This is a genomic window from Pseudomonas halotolerans (assembly GCF_039581215.1).
Taxonomy (GTDB): Bacteria; Pseudomonadota; Gammaproteobacteria; order Pseudomonadales; family Pseudomonadaceae; genus Aquipseudomonas; species Aquipseudomonas tehranensis.
This window is the reverse complement of sequence record NZ_JBCNTJ010000008.1, coordinates 161,056-183,595: the sequence shown is the minus strand read 5'-3', so window position 1 is coordinate 183,595 and position 22,540 is coordinate 161,056. Positions and strand designations below refer to the sequence as shown.

At 61.0% G+C, this 22,540-nt stretch carries 19 protein-coding genes; 14 read left to right on the top strand and 5 right to left on the bottom strand.

The window, feature by feature from the left end:
- Positions 1-69 precede the first annotated feature (69 nt).
- Both AAIS01_RS13670 and ccoM read left to right on the top strand, forming a co-directional pair.
- Positions 70-231, top strand: coding sequence for a hypothetical protein (locus tag AAIS01_RS13670; protein WP_343469392.1), 162 nt, complete (start codon positions 70-72; stop codon positions 229-231).
- Between the two features lie 146 nt (positions 232-377).
- On the top strand, positions 378-494 hold the full coding sequence (gene ccoM / locus AAIS01_RS13665; protein ID WP_025212288.1) for a cytochrome c oxidase subunit CcoM: 117 nt from the start codon (positions 378-380) through the stop codon (positions 492-494).
- A gap of 251 nt (positions 495-745) precedes the next feature.
- On the opposite strand, the gene AAIS01_RS13660 is transcribed toward ccoM, so the two are convergent.
- Positions 746-2,221 (bottom strand): inorganic phosphate transporter, encoded by a 1,476-nt coding sequence (locus AAIS01_RS13660; protein ID WP_343469391.1) that lies wholly within the window; start codon positions 2,219-2,221, stop codon positions 746-748.
- Between the two features lie 361 nt (positions 2,222-2,582).
- A complete protein-coding gene (locus AAIS01_RS13655; RefSeq protein WP_047228318.1) occupies positions 2,583-2,783 on the bottom strand; it encodes a hypothetical protein in 201 nt (66 codons plus the stop codon).
- A gap of 563 nt (positions 2,784-3,346) precedes the next feature.
- Between AAIS01_RS13655 and pcaR the strand changes: the two genes are divergently transcribed.
- The 11 genes from pcaR to pcaC all read left to right on the top strand — a co-directional run bounded on the left by pcaR (position 3,347) and on the right by pcaC (position 14,651).
- Positions 3,347-4,189, top strand: coding sequence for a pca regulon transcriptional regulator PcaR (pcaR, locus tag AAIS01_RS13650; protein ID WP_092397150.1), 843 nt, complete (start codon positions 3,347-3,349; stop codon positions 4,187-4,189).
- A gap of 292 nt (positions 4,190-4,481) precedes the next feature.
- Positions 4,482-5,828, top strand: coding sequence for a 4-hydroxybenzoate transporter PcaK (pcaK, locus tag AAIS01_RS13645; RefSeq protein ID WP_343469390.1), 1,347 nt, complete (start codon positions 4,482-4,484; stop codon positions 5,826-5,828).
- A gap of 285 nt (positions 5,829-6,113) precedes the next feature.
- On the top strand, positions 6,114-6,971 hold the full coding sequence (locus AAIS01_RS13640; protein ID WP_343469389.1) for a CoA transferase subunit A: 858 nt from the start codon (positions 6,114-6,116) through the stop codon (positions 6,969-6,971).
- A complete protein-coding gene (locus AAIS01_RS13635; RefSeq protein WP_343469431.1) occupies positions 6,968-7,750 on the top strand; it encodes a CoA-transferase subunit beta in 783 nt (260 codons plus the stop codon). Before AAIS01_RS13640 ends, AAIS01_RS13635 begins: the two co-directional genes overlap by 4 nt.
- Entirely contained in the window at positions 7,747-8,952 is a 1,206-nt protein-coding gene (gene pcaF / locus AAIS01_RS13630) for a 3-oxoadipyl-CoA thiolase (RefSeq protein WP_343469388.1), read from the top strand. The genes AAIS01_RS13635 and pcaF overlap by 4 nt, the downstream gene beginning before the upstream one ends.
- A 37-nt stretch (positions 8,953-8,989) precedes the next feature.
- Positions 8,990-9,694: a protocatechuate 3,4-dioxygenase subunit beta gene (gene pcaH, locus AAIS01_RS13625; protein WP_343469387.1), complete on the top strand. Its 705-nt coding sequence runs from the start codon at positions 8,990-8,992 to the stop codon at positions 9,692-9,694.
- Between the two features lies 1 nt (position 9,695).
- Positions 9,696-10,262, top strand: coding sequence for a protocatechuate 3,4-dioxygenase subunit alpha (gene pcaG, locus AAIS01_RS13620; protein WP_343469386.1), 567 nt, complete (start codon positions 9,696-9,698; stop codon positions 10,260-10,262).
- 310 nt (positions 10,263-10,572) lie between these two features.
- Entirely contained in the window at positions 10,573-11,868 is a 1,296-nt protein-coding gene (locus AAIS01_RS13615) for an MFS family transporter (protein ID WP_343469385.1), read from the top strand.
- Between the two features lie 202 nt (positions 11,869-12,070).
- Positions 12,071-13,435 carry a 3-carboxy-cis,cis-muconate cycloisomerase gene (locus tag AAIS01_RS13610; RefSeq protein WP_343469384.1) on the top strand — a complete coding sequence of 455 codons (1,365 nt, stop codon included), beginning with the start codon at positions 12,071-12,073 and terminating at the stop codon, positions 13,433-13,435.
- Between the two features lie 12 nt (positions 13,436-13,447).
- On the top strand, positions 13,448-14,248 hold the full coding sequence (gene pcaD, locus AAIS01_RS13605) for a 3-oxoadipate enol-lactonase (RefSeq protein ID WP_343469383.1): 801 nt from the start codon (positions 13,448-13,450) through the stop codon (positions 14,246-14,248).
- 10 nt (positions 14,249-14,258) lie between these two features.
- Positions 14,259-14,651 carry a 4-carboxymuconolactone decarboxylase gene (gene pcaC / locus AAIS01_RS13600; protein WP_343469382.1) on the top strand — a complete coding sequence of 131 codons (393 nt, stop codon included), beginning with the start codon at positions 14,259-14,261 and terminating at the stop codon, positions 14,649-14,651.
- A 312-nt stretch (positions 14,652-14,963) separates the two neighbouring features.
- Here the strand turns inward: pcaC and AAIS01_RS13595 are convergent, their stop codons facing one another.
- Positions 14,964-16,217: an OprD family porin gene (locus AAIS01_RS13595; RefSeq protein WP_343469381.1), complete on the bottom strand. Its 1,254-nt coding sequence runs from the start codon at positions 16,215-16,217 to the stop codon at positions 14,964-14,966.
- 1,096 nt (positions 16,218-17,313) lie between these two features.
- Here AAIS01_RS13595 and AAIS01_RS13590 point away from each other — a divergent pair.
- Entirely contained in the window at positions 17,314-17,682 is a 369-nt protein-coding gene (locus tag AAIS01_RS13590) for a DUF6124 family protein (RefSeq protein WP_343469380.1), read from the top strand.
- Positions 17,683-17,921: 239 nt separating this feature from the next.
- Here the strand turns inward: AAIS01_RS13590 and adeC are convergent, their stop codons facing one another.
- Both adeC and emhB read right to left on the bottom strand, forming a co-directional pair.
- Positions 17,922-19,379 carry an AdeC/AdeK/OprM family multidrug efflux complex outer membrane factor gene (gene adeC / locus AAIS01_RS13585; RefSeq protein WP_092397168.1) on the bottom strand — a complete coding sequence of 486 codons (1,458 nt, stop codon included), beginning with the start codon at positions 19,377-19,379 and terminating at the stop codon, positions 17,922-17,924.
- A complete protein-coding gene (emhB, locus tag AAIS01_RS13580; RefSeq protein ID WP_092397170.1) occupies positions 19,376-22,540 on the bottom strand; it encodes an efflux RND transporter permease subunit EmhB in 3,165 nt (1,054 codons plus the stop codon). The genes adeC and emhB overlap by 4 nt, the downstream gene beginning before the upstream one ends.

Sequence of the window (22,540 nt, the reverse complement as noted above, 5' to 3'; positions counted from 1 at the left end):
GCTGGTCAACACCGCCAACAGCCGCCATCATGGGCGCATCCGCCATTTACCGCACGATGCCGACACGCCATGAGCCAAGACGACAAACTGATCGACCTCAGCGCTGAGCGCGCCAAACGCGTTCACGACCTCAACGAAAAGCGCCTTAACGAAGTCCGCCAGGCTTTTGAGCAAGCCATGCCGTTGGGCAAACCCCAGAAAAAAACCAAGAAAAAACCAAAAAAGCGCTAACCCCCCCTCCATTCATTGATACAGATCAGTTATTTCCCCTCCTTATTCGCCGCGTCGCGAGCGTTATTGACTCCGGTCAATTTTCATCCAGGCCTGATTGGTTAACTTGAACCCATCGCAACAGGGGCAAGACCAGGAGGCCAGTCATGTTTTTCGATAATGTGGTGTTTGCCGGAGTGTTGACCGTCGGCCTCATGTTCGTGTTTTTCGCCGGCTTTGGATTATTCATCTGGAAAGATGCACACAAGCGCAAAAAGCCATAGGTCTTTCCAGCGACAACGAGCACGCAAGGCATTTTGGGCGACTTCGGTCGCCCTTTTTTTTGGGATTTTTTTCAGGGCCTACACCACTTTCCTTGTGGGAGCGGGCTTGCTCGCGAAAGCGGTGTGTCAGCCTCTGTACGGTCACTGATCCGACGTCTTCGCGAGCAAGCCCGCTCCCACAAAGTGGTGGTTCTGGGCATAAAAAAAGGTGCGATCCGCAAGGATCGCACCTTCTTTTTGAGCCGCTGGTATCAGCTGCCGAGGGCCTTGGACGCCAGCCAGAACAGCGCGGCCGAGAGGGCCACCGTGGCCGGCAAGGTCAGTACCCAGGCCAGCAGGATGGTCCGTACCGTGCCACTTTGCAGACCGCTCTTGTTGGCGACCATGGTACCCGCCACGCCGGACGACAGTACGTGGGTGGTGGAAACCGGCAGGCTGAAGATGTTCGCCGCACCGATCATGCACGCCGTGGTGATTTGCGCCGACATACCTTGAGCGTAGGTCATGCCTTGCTTGCCGATCTTCTCACCGATGGTCAGCACCACACGCTTCCAGCCGACCATGGTGCCCAGGCCCAGGGCCAGGGCGACTGCCAGAATCACCCAGAACGGGGCGTATTCGGTGGTCGCGGTCAGGTCCTTGCGCAGCTTGTTCAGATCGTCTTTTTCACGGGCTGCCAGGCCAGGCAACTTGCCAACCTTCTTTGCCGTGTCATCCAGGCAAAGCAGGTAGCGACGCACTTCAATGCGGCTTTCCGACGGCAGCGAATGGTAATCCGCTACACCTTTGAGGGTGTCGAGCAGCGCTGCGATGGTGGGCTCGGTCTGCTGCGGGTTGCAGCGGAATTTCTCCGGTAGATCGCCCTCGACGCTTTTGCCCAGCGCCAGGTATTCACCCAGCGATTCGCTGTTGCGCTGGTAGAACTGGCTCAGGTGCAGCGTCGCGTCGCGGGTCCGCTCGATCTGGTAGGTGGTGCTGTTCAGGTCAAGCACGAACTGTGCAGGTACGATACCGATCAGCACCAGCATGATCAGGCCGATGCCTTTCTGGCCATCGTTGGAGCCGTGGACAAAGCTCACGGCCATGGCTGAAATGACCAGCACCAGGCGATTCCAGAACGGCGGGTGTTTCTTGTCGTCGATCTTGCGGCGCTGTTCCGGCGTTTTGTGCATCTTTGACAGCGGTCGCCACCACTTCAGGCCAATCAATACCAGGGCGGCAATCAGGAAGCCTGCCATGGGCGAGAACACCAGGGAGGCACCGATATCGATTGCTTTCTGCCAGTTCACCCCGTCGGCCAACGGGATATCGTTGATCAGCGCGTTGGCCAGGCCCACGCCGAGGATCGAACCGATCAGCGTGTGAGAGCTGGAGGCCGGGATACCGAAGTACCAGGTGCCCAGGTTCCAGGTGATGGCCGCTGCGAGCAGCGAAAACACCATGGCCAGCCCGTGTCCAGTGTTCACATTGATCAGCAGCTCTACCGGCAGCAGGTGAACGATGGCATACGCCACGCCCACACCGCCCAGCAGCACGCCGAGGAAGTTGAACACACCGGAAAAGAACACCGCCAGATGAGGCGGCATCGCTTTGGTGTAGATAACAGTGGCCACCGCGTTTGCGGTGTCATGAAAGCCGTTGATGAACTCGAAGGCGAGGACAAAGGCCAGGGCGAGCAAGAGGCTCACAAGCACCCAAGCATCCAGTCCGCTAAATAAATCGATCATGAAGGTTTTCTGACCCGGTCGTAAGGGGGCGCGATTATGCCAGAAAACCTCGGTAATCGATGCATTGCCTGCTCATCGGTAACATTCTTCAACGAAATAATTTGCAGACACCCCTTCGAACCCTGGCGTTTAGCGGGTTGCGCAACCCATTGATTCGGGAGCGGAAAGCGCGCCAGGCAAGGGGCCGCTCGTCGTTGAAAGAGCCTCAAGCGGTTGTGCGAAAAATCTGAAAAGAAGGTAAGCCATGGCCATTCCTCGACCGTTGTCGGGGAAATGGCGACCCGCTCATGGCGGGCGTCCGGTACGGGCCGGCCAGGGTGTCGGCCGGATACCCCTTCATAAGAACATCAAGCGCTGAGGATTATCGCTCTTCCGCTTTGAGTTCCTGTTCCATTTTCTGAAGTTCCTGGGTAAAGGCCTGGTCCTGAACGGTGGCGCGTTTACGCCAGGGTTTGCGTTCCGGTTCAGGTTGCGCGGCGTAGGTGGTGATTTCCCCGCCGTAAACTTCCTTGTAACGTTGTTCCTGGCGCTCAAGTTCCGCGCGCAGTTCGTCTTTCGTCACAGTATTACCTAATGGTTTGAATGGGTCTGGTGATACGCACTGCATGTAGACATGCAGACGGCCACGGCACCAGAGCTGACAGCTGACGTAGCATCAGGAGTTTCGTATAACGCCGATACGGGGGAAGCGCCATCCGGGTGCTTCGGGCACCGGCTGCCGGCACCACGCAGGATAGAAACCTGCAATGCCTGCGGACGGGAGCGGTCGATTGCCGCACCGTCACTGAGGGGCATTATAGCGGCCTGTCCGAAGAACACTATCGGGAAAAGTTAAAAGAATCTGTTGTTGTGTGAATCAATATTTGTATGTGCAACTTGTGGCAATTAGGTTTCGGGCAATCCCAGACAATGTCGCTATCCACGCTCCTGGCACGCACTATGTTCAATAATCGTGGCGTCATTACTTATTTATCAACCCTTCACACAAAAGCAAGGCGGGTGGGAGGAGCTTTGATTGCGATTATCGGTTGATGGTTCGATAATCGAACGGTGCTGAAGCCAGCCCCTTGTCTGTGCAGCGGGCAGCCGCTTGTAATAGCCGCCATTCCCCGGGAAGGACCAGATATGAACGACCAATTGCGCAACGCCTTCGCTTCTGTAGCGCCACCCATCGTTGCTTCGCCGGCCAAGCGCATCCAGGCCCTGACCGGTGACCCGGACTTCATGACGTCCCTGGCCCGTGGGTTGGCCGTGGTCCAGGCGTTTCAGGAGCGTAAACGGCACCTGACCATCGCTCAGATCAGCCACCGCACGGAAATTCCCCGCGCCGCCGTCAGACGTTGCCTGCACACGTTGATCAAACTCGGCTACGCCACCACCGACGGCCGGACCTATTCGTTGTTGCCCAAAGTATTGACCCTGGGTCATGCCTATCTGTCATCGACGCCCCTGGCCGTGTCCGCGCAGCCGTATCTGGACCGAATGAGTGAGCAGTTGCATGAGGCCTGCAACATGGCGACGCTGGAAGGTGACGACATTCTCTATATTGCCCGCTCGGCGACCACTCAGCGGCTGATATCCGTGGATCTGTCTGTCGGTGGACGCCTGCCGGCCTATTGCACCTCGATGGGCAGAATTCTTCTGGCGGCGCTGGACGACGCTTCCTTGCGTGATTACCTCGACCATGCCGACCTGCAGGCCAAGACCAGCCGGACCCTGCACACTCCCCAGGCTTTGCTGGAGTGTTTGCAAGAAGTGCGGCAGCAGGGATGGTGCATTGTCGACCAGGAACTGGAGCAGGGGCTGCGCTCGATTGCCGTGCCTGTCTACGACGCCTCCGGCCAGGTGGTGGCGGCGTTGAATGTCAGTACCCATGCCGGACGGGTCAGCCGCAATGAACTGGAACAGCGCTTCCTGCCGGGCCTGTTGGGCGCTAGCCGTGACTTGAGCGCGCAGCTGTTCACTTAAGCTGTTCGATAAACGCACACAGTCGTCTCGGGTGAATTGACGTTATTTGCCTCGGATCATTAATGTCGCGGCAGCGTCATCCGGCGTGGCCGAGCCTGACTCGACCGATGGATGGCGACCCAATAATAATGAGAGGCACACCTGTCATGCATACCTCCTGCGGCCTTCACGTTGACGATCGACCGGCCTGTCCGTCCCAGATCGCCCGCTAACCCAACACCTTTCTTACAGCCTTGCGGTTTATTGCCGGGCCTCTGTTCGCCTGCGTTTTCTTGCGTGGAATAAAAACAAGATGAACCAACCCCAGACCTCCGTAGGCAATTGCCTCGACGTGCAGTCCTTCATCAACGCTCAACCCATCTCGCGCTATCAGTGGCGAGTAGTGATTCTGTGCTTCCTGATTGTTTTTCTCGACGGCCTCGACACGGCGGCCATGGGCTTCATCGCCCCGGCGCTCTCCCAGGACTGGGGCATTGATCGGGCCAGCCTGGGCCCGGTCATGAGTGCGGCGCTGATCGGCATGGTATTCGGTGCCCTCGGCTCCGGTCCGTTGGCAGACCGTTTCGGCCGAAAAGTTGTGCTGGTCGGCGCGGTCGTACTGTTCGGCGCGTTCAGCCTGGCATCGGCCTACAGCACCACTATCGATCAATTGCTGGTGCTGCGTTTTCTGACCGGCCTGGGGTTGGGGGCCGGCATGCCGAATGCGACCACCTTGCTGTCGGAATACACCCCGGAACGTAAAAAATCGTTGCTGGTGACCAGCATGTTCTGCGGCTTCAACCTGGGCATGGCTGGCGGCGGGTTTATTTCGGCCAAGTTGATACCGGCGTTCGGCTGGCACAGCCTGCTGCTGATCGGCGGGATCCTGCCGTTGATCCTGGCGGTGGTGTTGGTGTTCTGGTTGCCGGAGTCGGCCCGTTATCTGGTGGTGCGCAACCGTGGCACAGACAAGGTGCGCAAGACCTTGGCCCCGATCGATCCGCACACCGTTGCCCAGGCGGCGAGTTTCAGTGTGCCGGAACAAAAAACTGTGAAAGCCCGCAACGTGCTGGCGGTGATTTTCTCCGGCACCTACAGCGCCGGAACCCTATTGTTGTGGCTGACCTACTTCATGGGGTTGGTGATTGTTTACCTGCTGACCAGCTGGTTGCCGACGCTGATGCGCGACAGCGGCGCGAGCATGGAGCAGGCGGCATTTATCGGGGCGTTGTTTCAGTTCGGCGGCGTATTGAGCGCGGTTGGGGTGGGGTGGGCGATGGACCGGTTCAATCCGCACAAGGTCATCGGCATTTTCTACTTGATGGCTGGGATATTTGCCTACGCGGTCGGGCAGAGTCTGGGCAACATTACCTTGCTCGCCACGTTGGTGCTGGTGGCCGGCATGTGCGTCAACGGCGCGCAATCGGCGATGCCGTCGCTGGCGGCGCGGTTCTATCCGACCCAAGGCCGGGCCACCGGTGTCTCGTGGATGCTCGGCATCGGCCGTTTCGGCGCGATCCTCGGTGCCTGGATGGGGGCGACGTTGTTGGGCCTGGGCTGGAACTTCGAACAGGTCCTGACCGCCCTGGTCATTCCAGCGGCCTTGGCGACGGCGGCGGTGGTGATCAAGGGCATGGTCAGCCATGCGGATGCGACGTGAAGCAGTGACATGACCCCCTGTGGGAGCGGGCTTGCTCGCGAATGCGGTTTGTCAGGCAGCACTATTTTGTTTGACCCACCGCATTCGCGAGCAAGCCCGCTCCCACAGGGGTCTCTGTGTACTTGGATAAGTCGTTAGCCAAACAACAATCTGTTCGATAAACGAACACTCAGTCGATTATCGGATTGTTTGGCGTTTTCCCTCAGCTTAATCTTCAGTCACTCCGGCGCTTAACCTCGCGCCTTTTTCTTCATCTTGGTCTACTGAAAAACGGGAGCCTGCCCCATGGCTGAAATCCTTTCGCTGCACGACGCAGTGAAGCAATTCGTCAATGACGGCGATACCGTCGCGCTCGAAGGCTTCACTCACCTGATTCCGACGGCGGCGGGTCATGAAATCATTCGCCAGGGCAAGAAAGACCTGACGCTGGTGCGGATGACGCCTGACCTGATCTACGACCAGTTGATCGGAGCCGGTTGTGCTCGCAAGCTGATTTTCTCCTGGGGTGGCAATCCTGGGGTGGGCTCCCTGCACCGGCTGCGCGATGCCGTGGAAAAACAATGGCCGCACCCGCTGGAGATCGAAGAGCACAGCCACGCCGACCTGGCCAATGCCTACGTCGCCGGGGCCTCGGGCTTGCCATTCGCGGTGCTGCGGGCCTACGCCGGCTCTGACCTGCCCAAGGTCAATCCGCTGATCAAAAGCGTGACCTGTCCCTTCACCGGGGAAGTCCTTGCCGCAGTGCCTTCGGTACGCCCGGACATCACGGTGATCCACGCACAAAAGGCCGACCGCAAGGGCAACGTTCTGTTGTGGGGCATTCTCGGCGTGCAGAAAGAAGCCGCCCTGGCCGCCAAGCGCTGCATCGTCACCGTGGAAGAAATCGTCGATGACCTCAACGCACCAATGAACGCCTGCGTCCTGCCGACCTGGGCGTTAAGCGCGGTGTGCCACGTACCGGGTGGCGCTCATCCGTCCTACGCCCACGGCTACACCGAGCGTGACAACCGTTTCTACCAGGCGTGGGATCCGATCGCCCGGGACCGTGAGACCTTTACCGCCTGGATCAACGAATACATCCACGGCACCCGAGATTTCAGTGAATTCCAGGCCCGACTGGCAGCCACTTCGGAGGCGAAATAATGACGTACTCCACCAACGAAATGATGACCGTTGCCGCAGCCCGCCGGCTGAAGAACAACGCCGTGTGCTTCGTGGGCATCGGCTTGCCATCGAAGGCGGCCAACCTGGCGCGGCTGACCTCCTCGCCGGATGTGGTCCTGATCTACGAGTCCGGTCCAATCGGCGCCAAGCCCAGCGTATTGCCGCTGTCCATCGGTGATGGTGAGCTGGCTGAGACCGCAGATACAGTCGTACCCACCGGTGAGATTTTTCGCTACTGGTTGCAGGGCGGACGCATCGACGTCGGCTTCCTCGGTGCAGCCCAGGTCGACCGTTTCGGCAACATCAACACCACGGTGGTGGGTGACTACCATCAACCGAAAGTCCGCTTGCCGGGTGCCGGCGGCGCCCCGGAAATCGCCGGTTCGGCCAAGAGCGTGCTGATCATCCTCAAGCAGTCGGCGCGCTCGTTCGTCGACAAGCTGGATTTCATCACCTCGGTCGGTCACGGCGAGGGCGGTGATTCCCGTAAACGCCTGGGCCTGCCGGGCGCTGGCCCCGTAGGTATCATCACCGACTTGTGCATCATGGAGCCGGAAGCCGGCAGCCATGAGTTCGTGGTCACCGCGCTGCACCCCGGCGTAACCCGCGAGCAAGTCGTTGCCGCCACCGGTTGGGCGATTCGTTTTGCCGACCAGGTGCAAACCACTGCCGAGCCGACCGAAACAGAGCTGCGCGCCCTGCGCGATCTCGAAGCACGTACTGCCGCGGCCCACGGTCAGGCACCGGGAGAAGCGTGATGCGCGACGTTTATATCTGTGATGCGATTCGAACCCCCATCGGTCGCTTCGGTGGCGGTTTGTCCGCCGTGCGCGCCGATGACCTGGCCGCCGTACCGATCAAGGCGCTGATGGAGCGCAACCCGTCGGTGGATTGGAATGCCGTGGACGAAGTGTTTCTCGGCTGCGCCAACCAGGCCGGGGAGGACAACCGCAACGTGGCGCGCATGGCGTTGCTGCTGGCAGGCCTGCCGCAGAGCATTCCCGGCGTGACCCTCAACCGTCTTTGCGCCTCGGGCATGGACGCCGTCGGCACGGCCTTCCGCGCCATCGCCAGCGGCGAAATGGAATTGGCCATCGCCGGCGGGGTGGAGTCGATGTCCCGCGCACCGTTCGTGATGGGCAAGGCCGATGCCGCGTTCTCGCGCAACATGAAGCTGGAGGACACCACCATCGGCTGGCGCTTTATCAATCCGTTGATGAAAAGCCAATACGGCGTGGACGCGATGCCCCAGACCGCCGATAACGTGGCCGATGATTACGCGGTGTCTCGCGCTGACCAGGATGCTTTCGCCTTGCGCAGTCAGCAGCGCACGGCGGCCGCTCAGGCCGCAGGGTATTTCGCCGAAGAAATCGTCCCGGTGCGCGTCGCCCACAAGAAAGGCGAAACCGTGGTCGAGCAGGACGAACATCCTCGCGCCGACACGACGCTGGAGACCTTGAGCAAACTCAAGCCGGTCAACGGTCCGGACAAAACCGTCACCGCCGGCAACGCCTCGGGCGTGAATGATGGCGCGGCGGCTATGATCCTGGCGTCGGCCGAAGCGGTGAAGAAACACGGGCTGACGCCGCGGGGCAAAGTGTTAGGCATGGCCAGTGCCGGTGTGGCCCCACGGGTGATGGGCATCGGCCCGGTGCCCGCAGTGCGCAAACTTACTGAGCGCCTCGGCCTGGCGGTCGCCGACTTTGACGTCATCGAGCTCAACGAAGCCTTCGCCAGCCAGGGGTTGGCGGTGCTGCGCGAGCTGGGGCTGGCGGACGACGCGCCGCAGGTGAACCCCAATGGCGGCGCTATCGCCCTCGGTCATCCGCTGGGCATGAGCGGAGCGCGGTTGGTGCTGACGGCGCTGCATCATCTGGAAAAGACCGGCGGCAAGAAGGGCCTGGCGACCATGTGTGTTGGCGTCGGCCAGGGGCTGGCGTTGGCAATCGAACGCGTCTGACGCGTCGTTCTACTCATAAGAAACCGAGGAATGCTTCATGACTGACAAGCCTGGTTATCGTCGCCCCCAAGCGGGCACCCAGCCGGAGTACCTGCACCCGCCGTACCAGTCCACCAACCTGCGCTCGCCTTCAAAGCCGTTGGTGTTCCTGCCCCATTCGCTGTCGGAAATCACCGGCCCGACCGTAGGTGCTGATCGCCTGCAGGAGAAGGATAACGACCTGACTGCCCAGCATGCCGGCGAGCCACTGGGGGAGCGGATCATCATTCACGGGCGCGTGCTGGATGAGCACGGCCAGCCTGTGCCAGGCATCCTCGTGGAAATCTGGCAGGCCAACGCTGCCGGTCGCTACAACCATGACCGTGACAACCATGACGCGCCGCTGGACCCGAACTTCACCGGCACCGGTCGCACCGTCACCGACGCTGACGGTGGGTACCAGTTCCAGACCATCAAGCCCGGCGCCTACCCGTGGGGCAACCATCACAACGCCTGGCGCCCGGCGCATATCCATTTCTCACTGTTCGGGCCGAGCATTCTGACGCGGCTGGTGACGCAGATGTATTTCCCCGGCGACCCGCTGCTGGCCTACGACCCGATCTACAACTGCGTGCCGGACACCAGCGCCAAGGAACGCCTGATCGCCCGTTTCGACCTGGAAAAAACCATTCCTCACTACGCCCTCGGTTATCGTTGGGACATCGTATTGCGCGGCCGCGATGCCACGCCGATGGAGAAATAAGATGACGCTCACCGCCACCACGTCTCACACCGTTGGCCCTTACTACCACATCGGCCTGACCTGGCTGAACCGCGAAGACCTGACTGTCGCCCAAACCCTCGGCCAACGCGTAGCGATCACCGGGCAAGTGATCGACGGCAACGGCCAGTTCGTCAACGACGCGATGCTGGAAGTCTGGCAGGCCAACGCCGCCGGAAAATACGCGCACCCGGAAGACGACCAGGACAAACCCCTGGACCCCCACTTCGAAGGCTTCGGCCGGGTGCCGGTGGATGCCGAAGGGCGTTTTCGTTTCACCACCATCAAGCCGGGCACCGTGCCGGGCTTGGGCGGCACGACCCAAGCACCGCACCTGGTGGTACTGGTGTTTGCCCGCGGTCTGGTCAAGCATTTGCTGACGCGAATCTATTTCGATGGTGAACAGGCCAATGAAACCGATCCGCTGCTGGCCTGCGTGCCCGAAGAGCGGCGCGCCACTCTGGTGACCAAGCCCGATGCGTCGGGTGTGTACCAATGGAACGTGATCCTGCAGGGGACGGATGCCGAGACGGTGTTCTTCGATTACTGAGTCATGATTTTCCTGTGGCGAGGGAGCAAGCGCCCGCCGGTTTTGTAGGCGCTGGCGAAGCCTGCGATCTTTTGATCTTTCATTTGGGACCAAGCGCTTGTGGAAAGATCGCAGCCTCGCTTCGCTCGACAGCTCCTACGGGACAAGCCAGCGGGAGCTCGCAGGACCACAGCAATGGCATGAACCCTGTGGGAGCGAGCTTGCTCGCGATGGCGTCCACACTGGCGCTAGCGCTTCAATGTCTGTTTGTGGAACGGGACTGTTACAAAGTGTGTCTAGACTCTGTCCAGTCCTCAAGAGTGAATAACCCATGACCACCTTAACCAGCCACTACACCGGCGAAGAGCGCGGCAAGCGCATCTTCGCCATCGTCGGTGCCTCATCCGGCAACCTGGTCGAATGGTTCGACTTCTATGTCTATGCGTTCTGCGCGATCTATTTTGCGCCGGCGTTCTTTCCGTCCGACAACCCCACCGTGCAACTGGTTAACACGGCGGGTGTGTTCGCCGCCGGGTTCCTGATGCGGCCCATCGGCGGCTGGATCTTCGGCCGGGTCGCGGACCGTCACGGGCGCAAGAATTCAATGATGATTTCGGTGCTGATGATGTGCTTCGGCTCGTTGCTCATCGCCTGCCTGCCCACCTACAAGGATATCGGCGTCTGGGCGCCGGTGCTGCTGTTGCTTGCCCGCTTGCTGCAAGGCCTGTCGGTCGGCGGCGAATACGGCACCACCGCCACCTACATGAGCGAAGTCGCCCTGAAGGGCCAGCGCGGTTTCTTTGCCTCGTTCCAGTACGTGACGCTGATCGGTGGGCAACTGCTGGCGGTGTCGCTGGTGGTAGTCCTGCAACAGATTCTCAATGAAGACGAACTGCGTGCCTACGGCTGGCGGATCCCATTCGTGGTGGGCGCGGCGGCGGCGCTGATTTCACTGGTGCTGCGTCGTTCCCTCAAGGAAACCAGCAGCAAGGAAATGCGCGAAAACAAAGACGCCGGCAGCATCGCGGCGCTGTTTCGCGACCACAAGGCGGCGTTCATCACCGTGCTGGGCTACACCGCCGGCGGTTCGTTGATTTTCTACACCTTCACCACTTACATGCAGAAATACCTGGTGAACACTGCCGGCCTGCACGCCAAGACCGCCAGCTACATCATGACCGGCGCGCTGTTTCTGTACATGTGCATGCAGCCGTTGTTCGGCATGCTGGCGGACAAGATCGGCCGACGTAACTCCATGCTCTGGTTCGGCGCTCTGGGGGCGTTGTGCACAGTGCCGATCCTGCTGACGCTGAAAAGCATCAGCAGTCCGTTTCTGGCGTTTGTGCTGATTACGCTGGCGCTGGCGATCGTCAGTTTCTACACCTCCATCAGCGGCCTGGTGAAAGCAGAAATGTTTCCACCCGAAGTGCGAGCGCTGGGGGTAGGGTTGGCGTACGCGGTGGCGAATGCGATTTTTGGCGGTTCGGCTGAGTACGTTGCCTTGAGCCTGAAAGCCCAGGGCATGGAAAACGCCTTTTATTGGTATGTCACGGTCATGATGGTGGTGGCGTTCCTGTTCAGCCTGCGCCTGCCCAAGCAACCGGCGTATTTGCACCATGACCTTTGAATCCACCTGATCATTTGAGGCTTGTTTGAGTCATTGTGGCGAGGGGATTTATCCCCGCTGGGGCGCGAAGCGGCCCTAAGTATCAGCAACCGGGTCTGTCCGACAGATTGTGTTGCTGCTTTGGGGGCCGCTGCGCAGCCCAGCGGGGATAAATCCCCTCGCCACAGCAATTTCTCTCGCCTCACCTTCCCAAGGACTGTTTATGAACGAACGACCGGGCAATCAGCTGTTCGATGCCTACTTCACCGCCCGCGACATGCGCGAGGTGTTCTGCGATGCGGGCCGGGTACAGGCCATGCTCGACGTCGAGGCGGCACTGGCCCGGGCGGAGGCGCGGGTGGGTTTGATTCCCCAAAGCGCCGTGGCGTCGATTGAACAGGCCTGCCGCGCCGAACTTTATGATTTTTCGGCATTGAGCCAAGCGATTGCCAGCGCCGGTAATTCGGCGATCCCGTTGGTCAAGGCGTTGGGCAAGTGCATCGCCGCCGAGGACGCCGAAGCCGAGCGCTACGTGCACCTGGGTGCGACCAGCCAGGACGTGATGGACAGCGGGCTGGTGCTGCAACTGCGCCAGGCACTGGGGCTGATCGAAGGCGAGCTGGCGCAGTTGGCCGTCACCCTGGCCCGACAAGCCGAACACTACGCCGCTACGCCACTGGCCGGGCGCACTTGGCTGCAGCACGCCACGCCGGTGACCCTGGGCATGAAAATCGCCGGGTGGCTGGGGGCGATCACCCGTAGCCGGCAACGCTTGAATGAGCTCAAGCCGCGCTTGCTGGTGCTGCAATTCGGTGGTGCCTCCGGAACCCTCGCCGCCTTGGGTGAACACGCCTTGCCCGTTGCTGAAGCCCTGGCCGCCGAGCTGCAACTGAACCTGCCGGAACAGCCATGGCACACCCAGCGTGATCGCCTGGTGGAGTTCGGCTCGGTGCTGGGTTTGATCGCCGGCAGCCTGGGCAAACTGGGCCGCGACATCAGCCTGTTGATGCAGACCGAGGCCGGCGAAGCGTTCGAACCTTCGGCCCCGGGCAAGGGTGGTTCGTCCACCATGCCCCACAAGCGCAACCCGGTGGGCGCGGCGGTGCTGATCGGCGCGGCGACGCGGGTGCCAGGTTTGTTGTCGACGCTGTTCAGCGCCATGCCCCAGGAGCATGAGCGCAGCCTGGGCCTGTGGCACGCCGAATGGGAAACCCTGCCGGATATCTGCTGCCTGGTGTCCGGCGCCCTGCAACAGGCGCGGCTGCTGGCCGAAGGGCTGGAAGTGGACGCGGCGCGCATGGCCCGTAATCTGGAACTGACTCAAGGACTGGTGCTGGCCGAAGCGGTGAGCATCGTCCTGGCCCAGCGCGTGGGGCGCGACACCGCGCACCATCTGCTGGAGCAATGCTGCAAACGTGCCGTGGCCGAGCAGCGCCATTTGCGGCAGGTGCTGGGGGATGAACCTCAGGTCACCGCGCAGTTGTCCGCCACTGAGTTGGATGATTTGCTCGACCCTGCCCACTACCTCGGCCAAGCCCAGACCTGGGTCGCTCGCGCAGTAGCTGAACACCTTGCCTTGAACGCTTGAAAGGAGATTGTTGTGGGATTCGTCAAACTCGCCGAAGGCGAACTGAATTATTGCTTCGATGGGCCGCAAGACGCCCCGGTGCTGGTGCTTTCCAACTCCCTGGGCACCGATCTGCACATGTGGGACGTGCAGGTCGCGGCGTTCAGCGAGCACTTTCGCGTGCTGCGTTTCGACACGCGCGGCCACGGTCAATCATTGGTGACTGAAGGGCCGTACAGCATCGAACAACTGGGCCGCGACGTGCTGGCGATGCTCGATCAGCTGAACATCGACAAGGTGCATTTTTGCGGGTTGTCCATGGGCGGATTGATCGGCCAATGGCTGGGGATCAATGCCGGCGAGCGGCTGCACAAACTGGTGGTGTGCAACACTGCCGCGAAGATCGGCGACCCCTCGGTGTGGAATCCGCGCATTGAAACCGTACTCCGTGACGGCCAGGCGGCCATGGTAGCGCTGCGGGATGCTTCGGTTGCCCGCTGGTTTACCCCTGACTTTGCCGAGGCCCAACCCGCGACGGTGAAGAAGATCACCGACATGCTCGCCGCCACTTCGCCCCAGGGCTACGCGGCCAACTGTGCGGCGGTGCGTGATGCCGATTTTCGTGAGCAACTGTCTTCGATCCGCTTACCGCTGCTGGTGGTGGCCGGCACTGAAGATGCGGTGACACCGCCGTCGGGTGGGCACTTCATCCAGGAACGGGTCAGCGGGGCCGAGTACGCCGAGTTCTACGCCGCGCATTTATCCAACGTCCAGGCCGGCGCTGCGTTCAGCGCGCGAGTATTGGATTTCCTGCTTGACTCTGACCGTGCCTGAGGACTTTTTTGTGGACGAGAAACAACGTTACGACGAAGGCATGCAAGTGCGCCGCGCGGTGCTGGGCGATGCCCATGTCGATCGCAGCCTCGATGCCTTGACCGAGTTCAACAGTGAATTCCAGGAGATGATCACCCGTCATGCCTGGGGCGACATCTGGACCCGCCAGGGTCTGCCGCGCCACACCCGCAGCTTGATCACCATCGCCATGCTGATCGGCATGAACCGCAACGAAGAACTCAAACTGCACCTGCGCGCCGCCGCCAATAACGGCGTGAGCCGCAGCGAGATCAAGGAAGTGATCATGCAGAGTGCTATCTATTGCGGTATCCCGGCGGCCAACGCCACCTTCCACCTGGCCGAGTCGGTGTGGGATGAGCTGGGCGTCGAATCACGGGCTTGAGAACCACCGCTAGTCCTCTGTGGGAGCGGTCACCGGATCTGCTCCCACCCCAAATCCCCTGTGGGAGCGGGCTTGCCCGCGAAAGCGGTGGGTCAGCTTGCGACGATGTTGAATGTGCGGCCGCCTTCGCGAGCAAGCTCGCTCCCACACTGATTTTGAGTGGTCATGGGATCTGCATCCACCCCAACCCCCCTGTGGGAGCGGGCTTGCCCGCGAAAGCGGTGGGTCAGCTTGCATCGATCTTGAATGAGATGACGCCATCGCGAGCAAGCTCCCCACCTACACTGGTACGGCCTCCATCCATGCTGGCTCTTACAACAAGCTGATCGGGTAGCTGACGATCAAGCGGTTTTCATCGAACTCAGTGGTGCTGAAGTCCCGGCGCATCGTCGAGTTCCGCCATTTCACGTTAAGGCTCTTCAACGCACCGCTCTGTACGGTGTAGGCCAGTTCGCTTTCACGGCCCCACTCCTTACCATCGGTGATGGTGCCGGTGTGCACGTTGTCACCGCTGATGTAGCGGTTCATCAGGGTCAGGCCCGGTACACCGACGGCGGCGAAGTTGAAGTCGTGGCGCACTTGCCAGGATTTTTCCTGGGCGTTGTCGTAGCTGGAGTTGTAGCTGTCGTTGGCCAGGGTGCCGCCGCTGGTGCCGTTGACGCGCATCCAGCCATCGTCGCCGCTGAGTTTTTGCAGGCCGACGTAGAAGGTGTTGCCACCGTATTTGGCCGAGAGCATGGCGAAGGCGGTTTTGTTGTCCAGGTCGCCCGCCAGGGCACTGCCTTCTTCCTTGCCGATGAAGTAGCCCAGGTTGGCGCCCAGGGTCCAGTCACCGATGGGCTGGCTGTGGGTCAGGTTGAAATATTTTTGCTGGTAGATGTCCGACAGTTCCGCGTACCAGACGCCGACCTGGGTGCGCTTGTCGTTGAAGGCGTATTCGCCGCCGCCGAAGTTGAAGCGATCGGAGAGGAACGCACCACGACCGTTCATGGACATGTCTTCCATGCTCGCGTCGTTGCGCATGCTGTTGGCGCGGAACTGGCCGCCGTACAGGCTCAAGCCGTTGATCTCGGTGGAGGTGACCTGACCGCCGCGGAAGGTCTGCGGCAGGGAGCGGCCGTCGTCAGAGCGCAGGATCGGCAGCACCGGCATCCATTCGCCGACTTTCAGTTCGGTTTTCGACACCTTGGCCTTGAGCGCGACGCCCAGGCGACCGAAGTCATCGGCCGGACGGCCATCATCATGCACCGGCAGCAAGCCGGTATTGGCAGTGCCACGGCCGCCGTCGAGCTTGACCGAGTACATGCCCAGCACGTCCATGCCGAAACCCACCGTGCCCTGGGTAAACCCGGACTTGGCGTCGAGAATGAAACTCTGGGTCCATTCCTCGGCTTTGCTTTGCGCGTTATCCGGGTTGGTGAAGTTGCGGTTGATGTAGAAGTTGCGCAGGTTGAGATTGACCTTGGCGTCTTCGACAAACCCCGACTCCGCAGCCAGAACGGGCAGGGCGGTACTGGTCAGGGCGACGGCAATGAGGCTGGGGAAAAAGTGCTGTGTCGGTTTCATGGGCGTGTCTCTAGTTTTTGTGGACGAAGCGGGTCGTTGCCGCAACCTTGGGTTGCAGACGGTACGGTGGAACCAGCGGCGTGAAGGCTGTCGAGGATCAGCCGGGTGAGGCGGGGCGTGTGGGCATGGCATCGAACCTGTTGTTATTGGTTTTGTGCGAGCGATGGTGATGGGCGGCCCGGGATCGGTTCAATTGCCGTTTGCGGGTTTTGGGCGATTATCGAACGGCAAAAATCGGATTGTATGGATGTAATCCCTGTGGGAGCGGGTACATATCCATTGCAGATCTGTGGGAGCACAGCTTGCTCGCGAGGCGGCCTGACAGCCGACCTGTCTCTCCGGCCGTACTCCGATCCAATTGTGGGAGCGGGCTTGCTCGCGAAGACGGCCTTATAGCCGACCTGTCTCTCCGGCCGTGTTCCGATCCAATTGTGGGAGCGAGCCTGCTCGCGAAGACGTCGGCACATCCAACGCTGATGCAGGCTGATCCACCGCCATCGCGAGCAGGCTCGCTCCCACAGGAGGAACGCGATCACCAAAAAATCAGGCCGGCTGTCAGGCCGCCTCGCGAAGGACGTTGATCTCGGCGCCCCGTTAACCACGCTGGCCGAACGCAGGCGTTGCGCAGTGGGCATCCCGGCATGGATGCCGGGATAGCCGCGCTGGGCCATGGATGGCCCTTCGCGGCGGGCCCACGGAGCAATGCCGGAGTGAGGGCACACCGAGCCTAAGCGAGGTGCCGAGTGGTGGGGCAGGAGCGCTTTGGTTACTTTCGCGCTTTTCGAAAGTGACCCGCTGTAAAAGCGGAACCCTAAGCCGCCGTTACCGCAGCAATGGATATGTACACAATCAACAAACCCCTGTCCGGCTGTCAGGCCGCCATCGCGGGCAAGCCTTGCTCCCACAGAATTTGTGGCCGGTCTGACAGACGCGACGACTTTTCCGACGAGGTTTTAAGGTTGCTGCTCGGAAGCGGTAAATCTAGCCTGTTCAGGTCGCTGCCAACTCAGCGACCGGGACTGCAAGCCCACCGAATTCGTTAGGCGCCAGCGCCCAGACCCATGTCTCGGGCTCCAATTGATGCAGGAGCGCCGTTATGAAAAAACATCATCCTTCTTCGCCATCAGAGAGCACCTTCCCCTACAACGACCCCGATCCAGAAAAGCTCCAAGAGGCCGCAGACCGATCACTCGATTACCATCTGGGCGCCCACCCTGATCCCAAACCCAAACCCAAACCCAAACCCAAAACCTCAACTCAAGTTTTCACCGTCATCGATACCCTCGACACCGAGTGTCTACTAGCAAATCTCAGCGAAACCCTGGCCTCGGCCAGTGCCATGGTCAACGATCTGGCGTTCGACCTGGAAGGCTCCCGGCGGCATGTCGCGCTCGGCGTGGCGCAGATGATTGACTTGAGCGAGTTGTTGGCCAATCGAGCGCTGGATATCGTCGACCCGCGTTAGCCAGTCGGGCCCTATTGTGGCGAGGGGATTTATCCCCGCTGGGCTGCGGAGCAGCCCCAAAAAAGGCTCGATGCGAAAAAATCTGGTAAACCGAGCTGGCAGGGATATGAGGGGGTTGCTGCGCAACCCAGCGGGGATAAATCCCCTCGCCACAGATTTGTGTATTAAGCTCGGAAGCGATTAGAAACAAAAAAGCCCACCTTTCGGTGGGCTTCGTGTTTCAGCGTTCAGGCATCCAGTCAGAACAATTTCAGCGGCGGCGCTTTCTCCGCCACCGGTTCGTTCCTGCCGGTCTCGGCATTCCAGCCGCCCCCCAACGCCTTGTACAGATTGACCTCACTGGTCAATTGCGCGAGGCGGTCGGTGATCAGCGATTGTTGGGCGCTGAACAACTGACGTTGGGCGTCGAGGAAGGTCAGGTTGCTGTCGACACCGATGCGATAGCGACGCTCGGCCAGGCGGTAGTAGTCCTGGTTCGCGGCGACGAAGTCGGTCTGGGCCTGCAACTGCTCGTTGTAGGTCTGGCGCGCCGCCAGGCCGTCGGAGACTTCCTGGAACGCCGTCTGAATCGACTTCTCATACTGCGCGACGTTGATGTCTTTCTGGATTTTGGCGTAATCCAGGCTCGCCCGCAGGCTGCCGGCGTTGAAGATCGGCAGGTTGATTTGCGGGGCGAAGGTCCAGGTGCCCGAACCGCCCTTGAACAGGCCGGACAGGTCCGGGCTCAGGGTGCCGGCGTTGGCCGTCAGGCTGATGCTGGGGAAGAACGCGGCCCGTGCGGCGCCGATGTTGGCGTTGGCGGCCAGCAGGTTGCGTTCGGCCTGGAGGATGTCCGGGCGCCGTTGCAACAGGTCTGACGGCAACCCTGCCGGCACTTCGCTGAGCAGGTCATCGCTCAACGGTTGGGTGTTCAGGTTGGAGGGCAGACCGGTGCCCAGCAGCAGGGTCAGGCTGTTTTCGTCCTGGGCCACCTGGCGGGTATAGCGCGCCAGTTGTACGCGGGCGTTTTCCACTGCCGTGCGTGCCTGGCTCAGGTCCAGGGCCGAGGCCACGCCGACTTCGGCGCTGCGCGAAGTCAGCTTGAGGCTCTGTTCATAGGTGCCCAGGGTTTCCTGGGTCAGCTTGAGCAGTTCCTTGTCGGCCTGCCAGGTCAGGTAGGCGTTGGCGACGTTGGCCACCAGGCTGATCTGGGTGCTGCGGCGGGCTTCTTCGGTAGCGAAGTAGCTTTGCAGCGCTTGCTCGCTCAGGCTGCGCACCCGGCCGAACAGGTCCAGTTCATAAGCACTGATGCCCAGGGTGGCTGAGTATGAGCTGCTGATGGCCGCCTCACCGGTTTGCGAAGCCCGTGCCGGCACTCGCTGACGGCTGCCGGCACCGGTGGCCGAGACCGCCGGGAACAGGTCCGCCCGCTGAATGCGGTATTGCGCGGCGTAGGCATCGATATTCAGCGCCGCGACGCGCAGGTCGCGGTTGTTCTCCAGGGCTACCTGGATCAGTTGCTGCAGCGCCGGGTCATGGAAAAACTGTTTCCAGCCCTGTTCGGCGGCGGCCTGGCCGGCCGCCTTGGCCGGCTCGTAGGCCGGACCTTGCGGGTATTGCGTGGCGACCGGTGCGTCGGGCCGCTGATAATCGGGGATCAGCGAGCAGCCGCTGAGCACGACGGCAGCGATGGTCAGAGAGAGGAGCGACTTGCTCATTGGCCAGCCTCTTTAGAAGTTTCAGGAGCGTCGTCCTGGTCGGCATTTTTGCGACGGCCTATCGACGACACAGTCACGAAGAACAAGGGTACCCAGAAAATTGCCAGGACGGTGGCGGTGATCATACCGCCGATCACGCCCGTACCGATGGCGTGCTGGCTGCCTGAACCGGCGCCGGTGGAAATCGCCAGCGGGACCACGCCGAGTACGAACGCCAGGGACGTCATGATAATCGGCCGCAGACGCATCCTACAGGCTTCGATGGCGGCTTCCACCAGCGTTCGGCCCTGTTCGTGGAGTTCCTTGGCAAATTCCACGATCAGAATGGCGTTTTTCGCCGCCAGGCCGATGGTTGTCAGCAGGCCTACCTGGAAGTAAACGTCGTTGGACAGCCCACGCAGGCTGGTCGCCATCAGCGCACCGATGATCCCCAGTGGCACCACAAGCATGACCGCGATCGGAATCGACCAGCTTTCATACAGCGCTGCCAGGCACAGGAACACCATCAGCAACGACAAGGCGTACAGCGCAGGTGCTTGGGAGCCGGACAGACGTTCCTCGTAGGACAGGCCCGTCCAGGAAATACCGACGCCGGCCGGCAGTTTCTGGGCGATGGCCTCGACTTCGGCCATGGCTTCACCGGTGGAGTAACCCGGGGCAGGGGACCCCAGGATTTCCATCGCTTCCACGCCGTTGTAACGGGCCAGTTTCGGCGAGCCGTAGACCCACTCGCCCTTGGCGAAGGCGCTGAACGGCACCATGGTCCCGGCGCTGTTACGCACGTACCACTTCTGCAGGTCTTCGGGGCTCATGCGAGCATTTGGCTGGCCCTGAACGTAGACCCGCTTCACCCGACCACGGTCGATGAAGTCGTTCACATAGCTGCTACCAAAGGCAATCGACAGGGTGCTGTTGATGTCCGAGAGGGTAATGCCCAGCGCGCTGGCCTTCTCGTCATCGATTTCCAGCTGGTATTGCGGTTCGTCGTTCAGACCGTTCGGACGCACCTGAGCCAGAACCTTGCTCTCGGACGCCATGCCCAGGAACTGGTTTCGGGCTTCCATCAGCTTTTCGTGGCCGATGCCGGCGCGGTCCTGCAGGAACACGTCGAAACCGGTGGCGTTACCCAGTTCCATCACCGCCGGCGGAGCGAAGGCAAACACCATTGCGTCGCGGAAGGTGAAGAAATGTTGCTGGGCACGGCCGGCGATCTTGAACACGGTGTTGTCTGCGTTACGTTCTTCCCACGGCTTGAGCATGATGAACGCCAGGCCGGAGCTTTGGCCGCGACCGGCAAAGTTGAAGCCGGTCACGGTGAACACCGAGGCCACGCCATCGCCTTCGCCACCGTCCTTGCTTGGACGCAGCAGGAATTCGCGCATATTGTCCACCACCACCTGGGTGCGCTCGGCGCTGGAGCCGGCCGGTGTCTGCACCTGGGCAAACAGCACGCCCTGGTCTTCTTCCGGCAGGAACGCGGTAGGAATACGCGTGAACAGCCAGATCATGCCGACCACGATGATTAGGTAGGCCAGCAGGTAGGGGGCCTTGTGCTTGAGCATGTTGCCCACGCCGCGCTCGTAGCTTCTCACGCTACGGTCGAAGGTGCGGTTGAACCAGCCGAAGAAGCCGCGTTTGGGCGTGCCGTGCTCACCCTTGGGGATGGGTTTGAGCATGGTGGCGCACAGGGCAGGGGTGAAGATCAGGGCCACCAATACCGACAAGGCCATGGCCGAGACGATGGTGATGGAGAACTGTTTGTAGATCACACCGGTGGAGCCGCCGAAAAACGCCATCGGCAACAGTACTGCCGACAGCACCAGGGCGATACCTACCAGGGCACCCTGGATCTGACCCATGGATTTTTTGGTGGCTTCCTTGGGGGATAGGCCTTCTTCGCTCATCACCCGCTCGACGTTCTCCACCACGACGATGGCATCGTCCACCAGCAATCCGATGGCCAGCACCATGCCGAACATGGTCAGGGTGTTGATGCTGAAGCCGAACGCCGCGAGGATCCCGAAAGTACCCAGCAATACCACCGGCACCGTCATCGTGGTGATGATGGTGGCGCGGAAGTTCTGCAGGAACAGGAACATCACCAGGAACACCAGGGCGACCGCTTCGATCAGGGTTTCAACCACACCCTTGATCGACTCGCTCACCACGGGCGTCGTGTCGTAAGGGAACACCACTTCCAGGCCTTGCGGGAAGAATGGTTTGAGATTGTCGACGGTCTGGCGCAAGGCCTTGGCCGTGTCGAGGGCGTTGGCGCCGGTGGCCAGTCTCACCGCCAGGCCGGAGGCCGGGGCGCCGTTGAACTGGGCATTAATAGCGTAGCTCTCGCCCCCCAGGGCAACATCCGCCACGTCGCCGACGCGCACTTGCGAGCCGTCTGGATTGACCCTGAGCAAGATGGCCTTGAACTGCTCGGCGGTTTGCAGGCGGGTCTTGCCGATCACGGTGGCGTTCAGTTGTTGGCCGGGGCGGGCGGGCAGGCCGCCGAGCTGGCCGGACGCGATCTGGACGTTCTGCGCGGTAATGGCGGTGGTCACATCCGCCGGGGTCAGGTTGTAGTTATTCAGCTTGGCCGGGTCGAGCCAGATCCGCATGGCGTACTGGGCACCGAAGACCTGGAAGTCACCGACACCAGCGGTGCGCGAGATCGGGTCCTGCATGTTGGACACGATGTAGTTGGACAGGTCCTCACGGGTCATGCTGCCATCGCGCGACACCACGCCGATCACCATCAGGAAGTTTCTCACTGACTTGGTGACGCGAATACCCTGCTGCTGCACTTCTTGCGGCAGCAGTGGGGTGGCCAGGTTCAGCTTGTTCTGGACCTGGACCTGTGCGGTATCGGAGTTGGTGCCTTGCTCGAAGGTCGCCGTAATGGTCATGCTGCCGTCGGAGTTACTTTCCGAGGAGACATAACGCAGGTTGTCGATACCGTTGAGCTGTTGCTCGATGACCTGCACCACCGTGTCCTGCACGGTTTGCGCGGACGCGCCTGGGTAGGTCACCTGGATCGCAATTGCCGGCGGCGCGATGCTCGGGTACTGGTTGATGGGCAATTTGAGGATCGATAAAGCCCCGACCAGCATGATCACCAGGGCGATCACCCAGGCGAAAATCGGACGGTCGATAAAAAATTTCGACAT